Below are 14,350 nucleotides of genomic sequence, written 5' to 3' on the forward strand. Positions count from 1 at the left end.
GCGGGGATTGCCGGGCCGCACGGTGTCAGCGGAGGTGGGTCACGTCGCCCGCCGACACGCTCTCCGTCCCGCCCCCGCCGGTCCGTACGAGCAGCCGGCCCTGGTCGTCGATCGCGTACGCCGTGCCCTCCACGGAGCGCTCGCCCGGAAGCAGTGCGCGCACCTCGGCGCCGAGGGTGACGCAGGCGGCGCCGTACTCGTCGAGCAGACCTGTGCGGCGGGCGTCGCCCTGCCCCTGCTGCCAGCGCGCGTAGCGGCCGCGCAGCGCGTCGAGCACGTCCACGACGAGGCGCTCGCGCGACACCGCCACGCCCTCGAGCCGGGCCGAGGTCGCCGTGGGCACCGGGAGCTCGTCGGCGCGCAGGCCGGTGTTGACGCCGATGCCCACCACGAGCGCGCGCCCGACGCGCTCCACGAGGATCCCGCCGAGCTTGCGCGGGCCCGGGCCGCCCGCGCGGTCCGGCCCGGGCACCACGACGTCGTTGGGCCACTTGAGCCCGCAGCGCAGCCCCTGCCGGGCCAGCGCCTCGACCACCGCGAGGCCCGCCGTGAGCGGGACCCACCCCCAGGACTCGTCCGGCACCACCGGTCGCAGCACCACCGACATCGCCAGGCCGGCGCCGTACGGCGAGGTCCACGTGCGGTCGAGGCGGCCTCGTCCCGCGGTCTGCTCGTCGGCGACGACCGTGAAGCCCTCGGGCGCACCCTCGGCCACCTGGTCGGCGGCATCGGCGTTGGTGGAACCGGTGGACCCGAGCACCACGACCGGTCCCCAGCCCCCGTCGCCGGCGCCGTCGAGGGCCCGGCGCAGGACGTCGTCGCGCCACTCGCGGGGGTCCTCCGGCCGGCCGTCACCGTCCGCTGAGTCGGGGGAGGTCACCTGGCTAAGGTACGAGACAGGCCCGCGCCGACGGGACCGAGACGGACGAGAGGTGACCCGGTGACCGCTGCGCCGGAGCTCGAGACGACGGGGACCGCGCCCGAGGACGACCCCAAGACCACGGCCGGCAAGCTCGCCGACTTCGAGGCGCGGCGCGACGCCGCCTCGCACGCGGCGTCGGCCAAGGCGGTGGAGAAGCAGCACGCGCGCGGCAAGGGCACGGCCCGCGAGCGCATCGAGATGCTGCTCGACGAGGGCTCGTTCGTCGAGCTCGACGCCCTCGCCCGCCACCGGTCGAACAACTTCGACCTGCCCGACAACCGGCCCTACGGCGACGGCGTCGTCACGGGCTACGGCACGGTCGACGGTCGCCAGGTGTGCGTGTTCGCGCAGGACTTCACCGTCTTCGGCGGGAGCCTCGGCGAGGTCTTCGGCGAGAAGATCGTCAAGGTCATGGACCTCGCGCTCAAGACGGGCGTGCCGGTCGTCGGCATCAACGACTCCGGCGGCGCCCGCATCCAGGAGGGCGTCGTCTCGCTCGGCCTGTACGGCGAGATCTTCCGGCGCAACGTGCTCGCCTCCGGCGTCGTCCCGCAGATCTCGCTCGTGATGGGCCCGTGCGCCGGCGGCGCGGTCTACTCCCCCGCCATCACCGACTTCACCGTGATGGTCGACAAGACCTCGCACATGTTCATCACGGGGCCGGACGTCATCAAGACGGTCACCGGCGAGGACGTCGGCTTCGAGGACCTCGGCGGCGCGCGCACCCACAACAGCAAGTCCGGCGTCGCGCACGCGATGACGGCCGACGAGGCCGAGGCCATGGACTTCGTCAAGGCGCTGCTCGGTTTCCTGCCCAGCAACAACCTCGACGAGGCGCCGGCCTTCGACGTCGACGCGGACCTCGCGCCCTCCGAGAGCGACCTCGCCCTCGACACGCTCGTGCCGGACTCGCCCAACCAGCCCTACGACATGCACCGGGTGATCGAGTCGGTCCTCGACGACGCCGACTTCCTCGAGATCCAGGCGCTCTGGGCGCCCAACATCATCGTGGGGTTCGGCCGCGTCGAGGGCCGCTCGGTGGGCGTGGTGGCCAACCAGCCGATGCAGTTCGCCGGCACGCTCGACATCGAGGCGTCGGAGAAGGCCGCCCGCTTCGTGCGCACCTGCGACGCCTTCAACGTGCCGGTGCTCACCTTCGTCGACGTCCCCGGGTTCCTGCCCGGCACGGACCAGGAGTGGAACGGCATCATCCGGCGCGGGGCCAAGCTCATCTACGCCTATGCCGAGGCCACCGTGCCCCTGGTCACCGTGATCACCCGCAAGGCCTACGGAGGCGCCTACGACGTCATGGGGTCCAAGCACCTCGGCGCCGACGTCAACCTCGCCTGGCCCACCGCGCAGATCGCGGTGATGGGCGCGCAGGGCGCGGTCAACATCCTCTACCGCCGCGAGCTCGCGGCGTCCGAGGACGCCGACGCCGAGCGCGCGGCCCTCATCGCCGACTACGAGCGCACGCTGGCCAACCCCTACGTCGCGGCCGAGCGCGGCTACGTGGACGCGGTCATCCGGCCGAGCGAGACGCGGGCACAGGTCACGCGGGCGCTGCGGGCGCTGCGCACCAAGCGCGCCGCGATGCCGCCGAAGAAGCACGGGAACATCCCGCTGTGAGCGACGAGCCGGAGGCCGTGGAGCGGCCGGTGCTGCGCGTCGTGCGCGGCGAGCCGGACGCCACCGAGATCGCGGCGCTGGTGGCCGTCGTCGCGGCGAGCGGCGGCGGCGACCCGGCTCCGCGGCGCGCCCGGTCGGCGTGGGCGGACCCGGCCCGGTCGCTGCGCCACGCGCTGCCCGCCGGCGGCTGGCGCGCCACCTACGCGCCCCGGTGAGGCGGCGCTGGTGACCGGCTCCACGCGCACCGTGGTGCTCGCGTCCGCCTCCCCTGCGCGCAGGGCCCTGCTGCGCGCCGCCGGGATCGAGCCGGTGGTGCGGGTGAGCGGCGTCGACGAGGACGCCCTCGAGGCGGCGATGGCTGCCGCCGGCCGTACAGATCCCGCAGAGGTGGCCGCGGCGCTGGCCGCGGCGAAGGCGGCGGCCGTGGCGGAGGCGGTGCGCGCGGAGCTGCCCGGCGCCGTGGTGGTGGCGTGCGACTCCGTGCTCGACCTCGACGGCGTCGCCCTGGGCAAGCCGCACGACGCCGAGGAGGCGGTGCGCCGCTGGCACGCGATGCGCGGCCGCTCCGGGCGGCTGCGCACGGGGCACACCGTGCTGGTGCTCGGCGCGGCGCCCGCGCAGGACCGCACCGCCTCGGGCGTCGCCTCCACCGCAGTGGAGTTCGCCGACCTCGACGACGCGACGGTCGAGGCCTACGTCGCCACGGGCGAGCCGCTGGCCGTCGCCGGCGCGTTCACCCTCGACGGCCTCGGCGGCCCGTTCGTCGAGCGCATCGACGGCGACCCCAGCAACGTGGTGGGCCTGAGCCTGCCGCTGCTGCGCCGCCTGCTCGCCGGCCTCGGCGTGCCGTGGACCGACCTCTGGCACGGAGGCACGCGTGGACCGCAGTGAGCTGACCACGGCGTACCTGGCCGCCCTGGGCCTCGACGGGGCCGAGCGCGGCCCGGGGCTGCTGCCCGAGGTGGTGCGCCGGCACGTCGCGACGCTCGCCTTCACCAGCGTCGGCCCGCGCCTCGGCGACCCGCTGCCGCTGGCACCCGAGGAGCTGCTCGACCGCATCGTCGTGCGCCGGCGCGGCGGCTACTGCTTCGAGCACAACGGGCTCGTGCACGAGGTGCTCGACGAGCTCGGCCTCCGCCCGCGCCTGTGCCTCGGCCGCGTGCTGCTGAGCGGGAACCCGCACCCGGGGCTGACCCACCGGATCAACGTCGTCGAGCTCGACGGCACGCCGCACGTGGTCGACGTCGGGTTCGGCGCCCCGGGCCCCCATCTGCCGGTGCCGCTCGGCGGCGCGGTGGTGGGGTCGTCCTGGCGGAGCTTCCGCGTCGTCGAGCTGCGTCCCGAGCACTGGACGATGCAGAAGCTCGAGGACGGCGACTGGACGTCGCTGTACCGGTTCGAGCTGCTCGAGTACGGCCAGAGCGACTGCGAGATCGGCCACTTCTGGTCGCACCGGCACCCGAGCGCGAGCTTCGTGAACCGCTTCGTGGCCTCGCTGATCCTCGACGACGAGGTGCGCTCGCTGCAGGACCGCGAGTACCGGGTCGTGCGCGCGACGGGCGAGCAGCGGCGGTCGGTGCCCGACCACGAGCTGCGCGACCTGCTCGCCGACGAGCTCGACGTGCGCGTGACCGAGGAGGAGGCCGCTCGCCTCCTCCCGCCGCTGCGCTGACGCGCAGACGGTGCGCGCGGGGCGCGCCCGGGCGACCGGCCGCGGCCCGACGGGCGGGCGCGGCCGGTACCCCGGGCGCCCGGTCAGGTGGCCGGCGGCGTGCTCGTGTCGCTCGGCGTCGGCGTGGCCGTGACGCAGTCGGCCTTCACGTCGCCGCCGTTGCCGCCGCCGTTGCCGTTGTCGCCGGTGTGCGGGTTGCCCCCGCTGGAGTTGTGGCCGCAGTTGCCCCAGCCCTGGTCGCCGCCGTTGGCCGGCATGGGCGACTCGGGGGTCGTGATCGCGCCGCCGGTGCGGCCGGAGTCGTCGGCGAGCGCGACGCCGGCGGGGACGGTGAGGGCTGCCGCGAGGCAGACGAGGGCGACGGCAAGGGGGGCGCGCTTCATGGGGGGGGCCTCCTCCGGGGGTAGGACGCGCGGACCCCTCCGACATCGACCTCCCGCGCCGCGCGACCGACCCGCCGGACGGGTGAGTCCGCGGCCTCAGCGCAGGATCTCCGCCAGCCGCAGGCGCACGACGTCGCGCACGACGTCGTCCGGCAGCCGCCGCTCGGCCGAGAACCGGAGCGTGCCCTTGCTCAGCGCGAAGCCGGCGAGCCGGTCCGCGACGGCCTCGATCACGGCCGGGCTGAACGGGTACACGCTCAGGTGCCCCGAGGCGGCCTTGACGCCGAGCAGCGGCCGGCCGTCGACGAGCAGCGCCGGCATGCCGTAGCTCGTGCCCTGCTCGGCCTGCGGCGCCACGGCGCAGGCGATCTCGACGACGCGGGCGAACGCCGCGCGCGCGGGCTCGTCGAGCCCGGCCAGGTAGTCGTCGACCGTGCCCATGCTCAGCCCCGGCGCCGCAGGACAGGGAACAGCGGGTGGTCGAGCGGGGCGCCGGCCGCGAGCTCGTCCTCCAGCCCCGGGAACGGCGGGGACGTGCGCCAGGGCCGCGGGGCGTGCGTGACGTCGTCGCCCAGGAACCGCAGCGAGAACGCGCGCCGCCTGCCCGGCCCCGGGACGCCGTAGGAGTGGTGGAGCGTGAGCATGTGGAAGAAGACGGCGTCGCCCGGGCGCAGCTCCCAGCCCAGGATGTCGTAGGAGGCGCGGTCGGACTCGATGTCGGGCAGCTCGGCGAGGCTGCCCTCCGGGAACCACTTCGCCTGGGCGTCGAGGAACGTGCGCGGCATGCGCCACCCCTGCAGGTGCGACCCGGCGAGGAACTCGAGGGTGGACTCGCGCGGCACCGGGTCGACCGGCGCCCACATCGAGCAGGTCATCGTCCCGTCGACGTTGTAGTAGGGCTGGTCCTGGTGCCAGGGCGTGGGCTGGCGCGTGCCGGGCTCCTTCACCAGCATGTGGTCGTGGTAGAGCCGCACCTCGCGGCTGCCCATGAGCGCCCCCGCGACGTCGGCGGCGCGCGAGCCGAACGCGATGTCGCGGTACTCCTCGATCCGCTGCCAGCCGCAGAAGTCCTCCACGAAGCGGCCGGGGTCGTCATCGCGGCTGGCGGTGAGGAACAGCGGACCCGGCTCGGCGAGGTTGCGCTCGATGCCGCGCTCGATGGTCGCCACCTCGTCGGCGTCGAACAGGCCGCGCACCACCGTGGCCCCCTGCGCGCGGAACTGCGCCACGCTGGCGTCGTCGACCACGGACAGGTCGAGTGCGGTCGTCATGGGCTCCTCCTCGGGCCGCGGCCCACGCTAGGGGCAGCCGTACCGCCGCGTCGCGTCCGCGGAGGCTCCGGACCGGTGGATGCGGCCGGGGACTCGTGGGTCCGTCCGTACCGCCGCGGGTGTGGGGACACAATGCCCGCGTGGACCATGGTGACGACGTCGGCGTGCAGATCGGCGCGTGGCGGCTCCGGCTCGACCGGCTCGTGTACGCGACCGTCGTGCTGATGTCGGTGCTCGCCGTCTACGACGGCTGGCAGGGGCTGGCGACGTTCCTCGGCGTCCTCGGGGTGATCCTCGGTCCGCTCGTGGCCCTGGCCCTCGCGCACCTGTTCGCCGAGGTGCTCCACGCCCACGCCGAGCTCCGCAGGCCGCTCACCCGTCCGGAGTGGTGGGAGCTCACGGTCGACCAGGCGCCGTGGTTCGTCGCGGCGCTGCCCCCGCTGGTGGTGCTCGGCATCGGCTGGCTCAGCCCCCTGGACGTGCTGAGCACGATCCGGGTGCTGCTGTGGACCGCCGTGGCCACGCTCGTCGTGGTGTCAGGGGTCGCCGGGCGCATGGCCGGGCTCACCGGCTGGCGCTGGTGGGCCGCGGCGGCCAGCGGCGGCGTCGTCGGCCTGCTCGTGATCGGGCTGCAGATCCTGCTCAAGCCGCACTGACCGCGCTGACGCCGTGGGCAGCCGGGTCAGACCGGGGGGACGCCGTGCCGCCGGGCGCTGAAGGACCGGTCCTTGCCCGCGGCGGCGGCCAGGCGCAGCGCGATCTCGCGGCGCAGCTCCCCCGGCTCCACGATCGCGTCGATCACGAGGTCGCTGGCCAGCCGCAGCAGGTCGACGTCGGCCTCGTACTCGGCCCGCCGCTCGGCGACGAACGCCGCCCGCTCGGCGTCGTCCTCGATCGCCTCGATGCGGTTGGCGTAGACGGCGTTGACGGCGGCCTCGGGGCCCATCACCGCGATGCGCGCGGTGGGCAGCGCGAGGCAGGCGTCCGGGCCGAACCCCGGGCCGGCCATCGCGTAGAGGCCGGCGCCGTAGGCCTTGCGCAGCACGACCGACACCTGCGGCACGGTGGCCTCCGACACCGCGGTGATCATCTTGGCGCCGTGGCGGATGATCCCCTCGCGCTCGACCCGCGAGCCGATCATGAAGCCGGGGACGTCGGCGAGGTACACCAGCGGCACGTTGAACGCGTCGCACCACCAGATGAAGCGCGCGGCCTTGTCGGCGCTGTCGCCGAAGAGCACGCCGCCGCGCACCGCGCTGTTGTTGGCGACCACGCCGACCGGCCGGCCCTCGATGCGGGCGAGCCCGACGACGATCTCGGCCGCGAACAGCGGCTTGATCTCGAAGAACGACTCGTGGTCGACGAGCGCCTCCACCACCTGGTGCACGTCGAAGGGCTTGGACTCCGGCATGGGCACGAGCTCCGCGGTCAGCTCGCGGGCCGGGGGCTCCGCGGCGTACACCGGCGGCTGCTCGCGCCACGAGCCGGGCAGGTAGGACAGCACGAGCCTGGCCTGCTCGATCGCGTCGTGGTCGTCGTGGGCGAGGTTGTCCCCGCAGCCGGAGACGGTGGCGTGCATGCGCGCCCCGCCCATCTCCTCGAGCGTGACCTTCTCGCCCACGACCATCTCGGCCATCCGCGGGCTGCCGAGGTACATCGACGCGTTGCCCTCGACCATGATGACGACGTCGCAGAACGCGGGGATGTAGGCGCCGCCCGCCGCCGACGGCCCGAACAGGCAGCAGATCTGCGGCACCCGGCCCGACAGCGCCACCTGGTTGCGGAAGATGCGACCGGCCCCGCGCCGGCCCGGGAACAGGTCGACCTGGTCGGTGATGCGCGCCCCGGCGGAGTCGATGAACCAGAACACCGGCAGCTCGTCGCGCAGCGCCACCTCGGTGACGCGGACGATCTTCTCCACCGTCCGGGCGCCCCACGAGCCGGCCTTGACCGTCGGGTCGTTGGCCACCACGAGCACGTGCCGCCCGTCCACCGTCCCCCGGCCGGTGACGACGCCGTCGGCCGGCAGGCCGGGCACGAGCGCGTGGGCGAACTGGCCGTCCTCGACGAAGGAGCCGGGGTCGAGCAGGACCGCGAGGCGCTCGCGAGGGTGCAGCTTGCCGGCGGCGGCGAGCTTCGCGGCCGCCGCGGGGGGCACCGCGAGGGTCGCCTCCCGCGCGGCCCGGATCGCGTCGTCGCTCACGGGTCGACCCCCTCCGGACCGGGGCGGGACGCCGTGGCCGCCCGCCCGACCTCGCGGCCGACTCCGTCGTCGGCCCGCACCGCGACCGTAGCCCCTCCGGGCCGCGCGGACGGCACCCGGCGGGTGCGCGCGGCGCGGGCGCACGGACCTGCGCCCCGCCCCGCGTGACGGGGCCCCGTTCTGGCAAGGTGACGGGGGGTCGGTCGCGGTTCCGCGAGGGCCACGACCCGCCCGACCGATCGGCACCCGGCGTCAGGAGCGCACCTGCGATGACCATCTCCAAGGTCCTCATCGCCAACCGAGGCGAGATCGCCATCCGCGTCGCGCGGGCCTGCCGCGACTCCGGGCTGTCGAGCGTCGCCGTCTACGCCGACCCCGACCGCGACGCGCTGCACGTGAAGGCGGCCGACGAGGCCTACGCCCTCGGGGGCTCCACGGCGGCCGAGACCTACCTCGTGGTCGACAAGCTCATCGACGTCGCCCGTCGCTCCGGGGCCGACGCCGTGCACCCCGGCTACGGGTTCCTCTCGGAGAACGCCGACTTCGCCCAGGCCGTCATCGACGCCGGGCTCACCTGGATCGGCCCGCCGCCGCAGGCCATCCGCGACCTCGGCGACAAGGTGTCCGCGCGGCACATCGCCCAGCGCGCCGGGGCGCCGCAGGTGGAGGGCACGCCGGACCCGGTCGCCGACGCCGACGAGATCGTCGAGTTCGCCCGCGCTCACGGCCTGCCGGTGGCCATCAAGGCCGCGTTCGGCGGGGGCGGCCGCGGCCTCAAGGTGGCCCGCACCCTCGAGGAGATCCCGGAGCTGTTCGCCTCGGCGGTGCGCGAGGCCGTCGCCGCCTTCGGGCGCGGCGAGTGCTTCGTCGAGCGCTACCTCGACAACCCACGCCACGTCGAGACGCAGGTGCTCGCCGACCAGCACGGCAACGTCGTCGTCGTCTCCACGCGCGACTGCTCGCTGCAGCGGCGCCACCAGAAGCTGGTCGAGGAGGCGCCGGCCCCCTACCTCTCGCCCGCGCAGGTCGAGGAGCTCTACCGGGCCTCCAAGGCGATCGTGAAGGAGGCCGGCTACTACGGCGCCGGCACGTGCGAGTTCCTCGTGGGCCTCGACGGCACGATCTCCTTCCTCGAGGTCAACACCCGCCTCCAGGTGGAGCACCCGGTGTCCGAGGAGGTCGCCGGCATCGACCTCGTGCGCGAGCAGTTCCGCATCGCCGACGGCGAGGTGCTCGGCTACGACGACCCCGTGCTGCGCGGCCACTCGTTCGAGTTCCGCATCAACGGCGAGGACCCGGGCCGCTCGTTCCTGCCCGGCCCCGGCGTCCTCACGGTGTGGGAGCCGCCGTCCGGCCCCGGCGTCCGCCTCGACGCCGGGTTCCAGGCCGGCGACGTCATCGGCGGCAACTTCGACTCGCTGCTGGCCAAGCTCATCGTCACGGGCGCCACCCGGGCGCAGGCGCTCGAGCGGGCCCGCCGCGCGCTCGACGAGTTCCGGGTCGAGGGCATCGCCACGGCGCTCACGTTCCACCGCGAGGTCGTGCGCGACCCGGCCTTCGCCACCGACGACGACACCCCCTTCTCGGTGCACACCCGCTGGATCGAGACCGAGTTCGACAACCAGATCCCGGCCTACTCGGCCACCGCCTCGGACCTCGCCGAGCCGGAGGAGCGCCAGAGCCTCACCGTCGAGGTCGGCGGCAAGCGGCTCGAGGTGGTGCTGCCTGCGGGCATCGCGCTCGGCAACGGGGGCGGCGGCGCGGGGCCCAAGAAGGCGCCCAAGCGCACGGCCAAGAAGGGCGGCTCGGCGGCCTCCGGCGACTCGGTGGCCGCGCCGATGCAGGGCACGATCGTCAAGGTCGCGGTCGAGGAGGGCCAGGCCGTCGAGGCGGGCGACCTCGTCGTGGTGCTCGAGGCCATGAAGATGGAGCAGCCGCTCACGGCGCACAAGGCCGGCACCGTCACCGGTCTGGCGGCCGAGGTCGGCGCCACCGTGCCCAGCGGCACCGTGCTGCTCGAGATCACGGGCTGAGGGCGGCCGGGCCGCACGCTCCGGGCGCCGGCCGGGCGGGCGTCCGGTCGGGCCGCAACGGCGCGGACTCGCGGGCGCCCGGATGTGAGGATGGGCGCATGAGCACCCGCCGACCCCGTGCCCTGCCGCGACTCGCCGCGGCGACCGCGCTCGCCGCCGGCCTGGGCCTCGCCCTCGCCGTGGCATCGCCCGCAGCGACGTCCGCGTCGGCGACCGAGCCGGCGGCCGTGGCAGAGCCGGCGGCCGTGGCTGCGGCGACCACCGTCGAGGACGCCGCTGCCGCGCTGCTGCAGGGTGAGACCGTCTACGTCGCGCCCGAGTCCGCCGCCGTCATGACCGGCGCCCAGGCCGACCAGGTGCGCGCGCAGGTGCGCGACAGCGGCTACTCGTACTTCGTCGCCGTGCTGCCCAAGAGCGCCGCGGTCGACGGCTCCTCCAGCACGACGCTGGCCACGCTGGCGCGCGACGTCGGCGAGTCGGGCACCTATGTGCTGTGGATGGGCGACTCCTCGTCGTCGGCGTTCCGGGCGGGCGACACCGACCAGGCCGGCGTCGTCGCGCCGGTGGCGACGCTCGCCTACAGCCAGCACAAGGCCGAGGGCGCGTTCGCCACGATCACCGCGTTCATCGACCAGTCCGCGCCCCTGCTCACCGGCTCCGGCACCGGGACGGGCGACGGCGGCACGGTCGGCGACCCGGGCGCCGGCTTCCCCGTCGACGGCGGCACCGGCCTGCCGGGTGAGCTGGGCGGCGCCCCCGGGGGCGGGGCGGTCCTGGCCGTCCTCGGCGTCGGCGCCCTGGCCGTGGGCGGGCTCGGCGTCTACGCCTACCGCAAGAACGCGGCGGCCACCGCGGAGCGCACCGCGGCGGTGCGGCGCACCGTCGACGAGGACGTGACGGCGTACGGCGAGGCCGTCGCGAGGCTCGACGTGGAGGACCCGCACCTCGACGACGCCGGCCGCGCCGACGCGCAGCGGGCGCTGGACGCCTACGAGAACGCGAAGGCCGGCGCCGAGCGGATGGCCCGGCCGGAGGACGCGCAGGCAGTCACCTCGGCGCTCGAGGACGGCCGGTTCGCCCTGGCCTGCGTGCAGGCGCGGCTGGCCGGCACCCCGCTGCCCGAGCGCCGGCCCCCGTGCTTCGTCGACCCGCGCCACGGCCCGAGCGTGAAGGACGTCATGTGGGCGCCGGACGGCGGCGCGGTGCGCCCCGTCCCGGTGTGCCAGGCCTGCGCGGTGACGCTCGAGTCCGGCGCGCTGCCGCGGCCCCGCGAGGTGGAGATGGCCGGGCAGCGCATGCCTTACTGGGCCGCGGGCCGCCAGTACGCGCCGTACGCCGGCGGCTACTACGCCAGCAGCGGCGCCGACCTCATGACCGCGCTGTTCGTCGGCTCCATGCTCGGGGGCGCCTTCAGCCACCCCGCCTACGTCGACCACGGCGCCCAGGCCGGCGGCATCTTCGGCGGCGGCGACTTCCGCGGTGGCGGCGGCGACTTCGGGGGCGGCGGGTTCGGGGGCGGCGACTTCGGCGGCGGGGGCGGCAGCTTCGGCGGGGGCGGCGACTTCTGACGTCGGACGGCAGCTCCGCGGACGTCCGGCAGCCAGGAGCGGGTCGCGCCGGCCCCGCGGGACGCGCGTCCACCACCCGGAGGGCGGATCGGCCCGCAGCCACGGATGCCGATACCCGGGGCGTGACTCGTGCCTCCCGCCGCACCCGCGCCGCAGCCGCGGTGTCGGGCCTGGTCGCGGCGTGCCTCGTGCTCGCCCCCTCGACGGCCCCGGTCTCGGCCGCGGCGCGGGCGGGCGCCCCGGCTGCTGCCACGGCGTACTCGGCCCGTGCCGCCACCCGGCTCGCCCCGGCGGCCACGACGCCGGCACCGACCGCCGCGCGGATCCCGGGCACCACGTGCACCGCGTTCCCGGCCGACAACTACTGGCACGCCGACGTCTCGCGGCTGCCGGTCAACCCGCGCTCGGCGCAGTGGCTGAGCCACATGCAGTCGTCCACGCGCCACCTGCACGCCGACTTCGGGCCCGCGTTCGGCGCGCAGCCGGTGCCCTACGGCATCCCGATCACGGTGGTGAACGGCGCAGCCCGGGTGCCGGTGTCGTTCACCTACGCGTCGGAGAGCGACCGGGTGCGCTACCCGCTCGGCGCCTCGACCCGGATCGAGGGCGGATCGGGGGCGTCGGGCGACCGGCACGCCGTCGTCGTGGACGCCGCCACCTGCCAGCTCTTCGAGACCTGGGACACCCGGCGCACCTCGAGCGGGTGGCACGCGGGCTCGGGCGCGGTGTGGTCGCTCACGTCCGACGCGCTGCGCCCGGCCGGATGGACCTCGGCCGACGCGGCCGGGCTGCCGATCCTGCCCGGGCTGCTGCGCTACGACGAGGTGGCGGCGGGGCGCGTGGACCACGCGATCCGGTTCACCACGAGCATCACCGACCGCGCGTACGTGTGGCCGGCGCGCCACCAGGCCGGGTCGGTCAGCAACCACGCGTACCCGCCGATGGGTGCCCGCTTCCGGCTCAAGGCCTCGTACCCGATCTCGTCGTTCTCCCGCGACGCGCAGGTGGTGCTGCGCGCGATGAAGCGCTACGGCCTGGTGCTCGCCGACAACGGCAGCCCCTGGTACTTCCAGGGCACGTCCGACACCCGGTGGAAGGCCGCGCTGGTCTCCGAGCTGTCGCGGGTGCCGGCGAAGGCCTTCGAGGCGGTCAGCGCCGTCGCCCTGCGCGTCTCGACGAGCTCGGCCCGCGCCAAGCGCCTCTGACCCCGTCGTTACTGCCCGAAGACGCGGAGAACCCGCCGGTCTCCGGTCATTGCGGCAGTAACGACGGGTCAGGCGCGGCGGTGCAGCTGGCGCGCGGCCTCGGCGATCGAGCCGGACAGCGACGGGTACACGGTGAACGAGCCCGCCACCTGGTCGACGGTGAGCCGGTGCTCCACGGCGAGCGCGATCGGGAAGACCAGCTCGCTGGCCTTGGGTGCCACGACGACGCCGCCCACCACGATCCCGGTGCCCGGGCGCGCGAAGAGCTTCACGAAGCCGTCGTGCAGGCCCTGCATCTTCGCGCGCGCGTTCGTGGCCAGCGGCAGCTTGACGACCCGGACGTCGATCTCGCCGGCGTCGGCCTGCGCCTGGGTGACGCCGATCGTGGCGATCTCGGGCTCGGTGAAGACGTTGCTCGACACGGTCGAGAGGTCCAGCGGGCGCACGGCGTCGCCGAGCGCGTGCCACATGGCGAGCCGGCCCTGCATCGCGGCGACCGAGGCGAGCATGAGGACGCCGGTGACGTCGCCGGCGGCGTACACGCCCCGGGCCGAGGTGCGCGAGACGCGGTCGACCTCGATGAACCCGGACGGCGTCAGCGCGACGCCGGCGTCCTCGAGCCCGAGGCCTTCGGTGTTGGGCAGGGACCCCACGGCCATGAGGCAGTGCGAGCCCTCGACCTCCGTGCCGTCCGCGAGCACCACGACGACGCCGTCGGCCGTGCGCCGCACCGCCTGCGCGCGCGAGCGACCGAGCACCTTCATGCCGCGCCGCCGGAACACGTCCTCGAGCACCTGCGCGGCGTCGGGGTCCTCGCCGGGCAGCACGCGGTCGCGCGAGGACACCAGCACGACCTCGGAGCCCAGCGCGTCGTACGCCGAGGCGAACTCGGCGCCGGTGACGCCGGACCCGACCACGACCAGCCGCTCCGGCAGGGCGTCGAGGTCGTAGACCTGCTCCCAGCTGAGGATCCGCTCGCCGTCGGGCACGGCGTCGGGCAGCACCCGCGGCCGCGCCCCGGTGGCGACCAGCACGGCGTCGGCGGGGTGGTTCTCGGTGACGCCGTCGAACGACTCGGAGACCACCGCGGTGGGGCCGTCGAGCCGGCCGATCCCGCGGACCACGCGGACGCCCTCGCGCTCGAGCCGGGCCTGGATGTCGACCGACTGCGCCGCGGCGAGCCGCTTGACCCGGTCGTTGACCTCCCCGAGCCGCACCGAGAGCTGCACCTGCGCGTCGTCGGCCGCGGTGCGCACGCCGAGCTCGACGCTCTCGGCCACCGAGGTCATCACCTCGGCGGTCGCGATGAGGGTCTTGCTGGGCACGCAGTCGGTGAGGACGGCGGAGCCGCCGATGCCGTCGCGGTCGACCACGGTCACCTCGGCGCCGAGCTGCGCGGCCACCAGGGCGGCCTCGTAGCCGCCGGGGCCGCCGCCGACGATCACCACGCGCGTCATGCCCTCA

The 14,350-nt window shown here is 75.3% G+C and carries 13 protein-coding genes and 1 pseudogene; 8 read left to right on the forward strand and 6 right to left on the reverse strand.

What is annotated here, in order from left to right; translation table 11 throughout:
• Positions 1–25: 25 nt before the first annotated feature.
• Positions 26–1,051 (reverse strand): biotin--[acetyl-CoA-carboxylase] ligase, encoded by a 1,026-nt coding sequence (locus GC157_18005; protein ID MBI1379349.1) that lies wholly within the window; start codon positions 1,049–1,051, stop codon positions 26–28.
• Here GC157_18005 and GC157_18010 point away from each other — a divergent pair.
• The 4 genes from GC157_18010 to GC157_18025 are packed head-to-tail and all read left to right on the forward strand — an operon-like array spanning position 941 to position 4,223.
• On the forward strand, positions 941–2,551 hold the full coding sequence (locus GC157_18010; protein MBI1379350.1) for a methylmalonyl-CoA carboxyltransferase: 1,611 nt from the start codon (positions 941–943) through the stop codon (positions 2,549–2,551). The two genes, GC157_18005 and GC157_18010, sit on opposite strands and share 111 nt — an antisense overlap.
• The gene (locus GC157_18015; GenBank protein MBI1379351.1) at positions 2,548–2,766 is read left to right on the forward strand and encodes an acyl-CoA carboxylase subunit epsilon; all 219 of its coding nucleotides are present in this window, start codon (positions 2,548–2,550) and stop codon (positions 2,764–2,766) included. The genes GC157_18010 and GC157_18015 overlap by 4 nt, the downstream gene beginning before the upstream one ends.
• A 10-nt stretch (positions 2,767–2,776) precedes the next feature.
• Positions 2,777–3,442, forward strand: coding sequence for a septum formation inhibitor Maf (locus GC157_18020; protein MBI1379352.1), 666 nt, complete (start codon positions 2,777–2,779; stop codon positions 3,440–3,442).
• Complete coding sequence (locus tag GC157_18025; GenBank protein MBI1379353.1) at positions 3,429–4,223, forward strand: hypothetical protein; 795 nt, start codon at positions 3,429–3,431, stop codon at positions 4,221–4,223. Before GC157_18020 ends, GC157_18025 begins: the two co-directional genes overlap by 14 nt.
• A gap of 83 nt (positions 4,224–4,306) precedes the next feature.
• Here GC157_18025 and GC157_18030 read toward each other — a convergent pair whose 3' ends face one another.
• The 3 genes from GC157_18030 to GC157_18040 form a co-directional block, all read right to left on the reverse strand.
• Positions 4,307–4,606, reverse strand: coding sequence for a hypothetical protein (locus GC157_18030; GenBank protein MBI1379354.1), 300 nt, complete (start codon positions 4,604–4,606; stop codon positions 4,307–4,309).
• A 96-nt stretch (positions 4,607–4,702) separates the two neighbouring features.
• A complete protein-coding gene (locus GC157_18035; protein MBI1379355.1) occupies positions 4,703–5,047 on the reverse strand; it encodes a DUF1801 domain-containing protein in 345 nt (114 codons plus the stop codon).
• Positions 5,048–5,049: 2 nt separating this feature from the next.
• A complete protein-coding gene (locus GC157_18040) occupies positions 5,050–5,877 on the reverse strand; it encodes a phytanoyl-CoA dioxygenase (GenBank protein MBI1379356.1) in 828 nt (275 codons plus the stop codon).
• Positions 5,878–6,041: 164 nt separating this feature from the next.
• Between GC157_18040 and GC157_18045 the strand changes: the two genes are divergently transcribed.
• Positions 6,042–6,533, forward strand: coding sequence for a hypothetical protein (locus GC157_18045; protein MBI1379357.1), 492 nt, complete (start codon positions 6,042–6,044; stop codon positions 6,531–6,533).
• A gap of 26 nt (positions 6,534–6,559) precedes the next feature.
• Here GC157_18045 and GC157_18050 read toward each other — a convergent pair whose 3' ends face one another.
• Entirely contained in the window at positions 6,560–8,080 is a 1,521-nt protein-coding gene (locus GC157_18050; protein MBI1379358.1) for an acyl-CoA carboxylase subunit beta, read from the reverse strand.
• Between the two features lie 275 nt (positions 8,081–8,355).
• On the opposite strand from GC157_18050, the gene GC157_18055 reads away from it, so the two are divergent.
• From GC157_18055 to GC157_18065, 3 genes and pseudogenes are all read left to right on the forward strand, one after another.
• On the forward strand, positions 8,356–10,113 hold the full coding sequence (locus tag GC157_18055; GenBank protein ID MBI1379359.1) for a biotin/lipoyl-binding protein: 1,758 nt from the start codon (positions 8,356–8,358) through the stop codon (positions 10,111–10,113).
• Between the two features lie 1,448 nt (positions 10,114–11,561).
• A pseudogene (locus GC157_18060) lies at positions 11,562–11,672 on the forward strand (methanol dehydrogenase).
• A 434-nt stretch (positions 11,673–12,106) separates the two neighbouring features.
• Positions 12,107–12,886 (forward strand): hypothetical protein, encoded by a 780-nt coding sequence (locus GC157_18065; protein ID MBI1379360.1) that lies wholly within the window; start codon positions 12,107–12,109, stop codon positions 12,884–12,886.
• Positions 12,887–12,954: 68 nt separating this feature from the next.
• Here the strand turns inward: GC157_18065 and GC157_18070 are convergent, their stop codons facing one another.
• Complete coding sequence (locus tag GC157_18070) at positions 12,955–14,343, reverse strand: NAD(P)H-quinone dehydrogenase (GenBank protein ID MBI1379361.1); 1,389 nt, start codon at positions 14,341–14,343, stop codon at positions 12,955–12,957.
• Between the last annotated feature and the right edge of the window lie 7 nt (positions 14,344–14,350).

Source organism: Frankiales bacterium (assembly GCA_016125335.1).
Taxonomy (GTDB): Bacteria; Actinomycetota; Actinomycetes; order S36-B12; family CAIYMF01; genus Longivirga.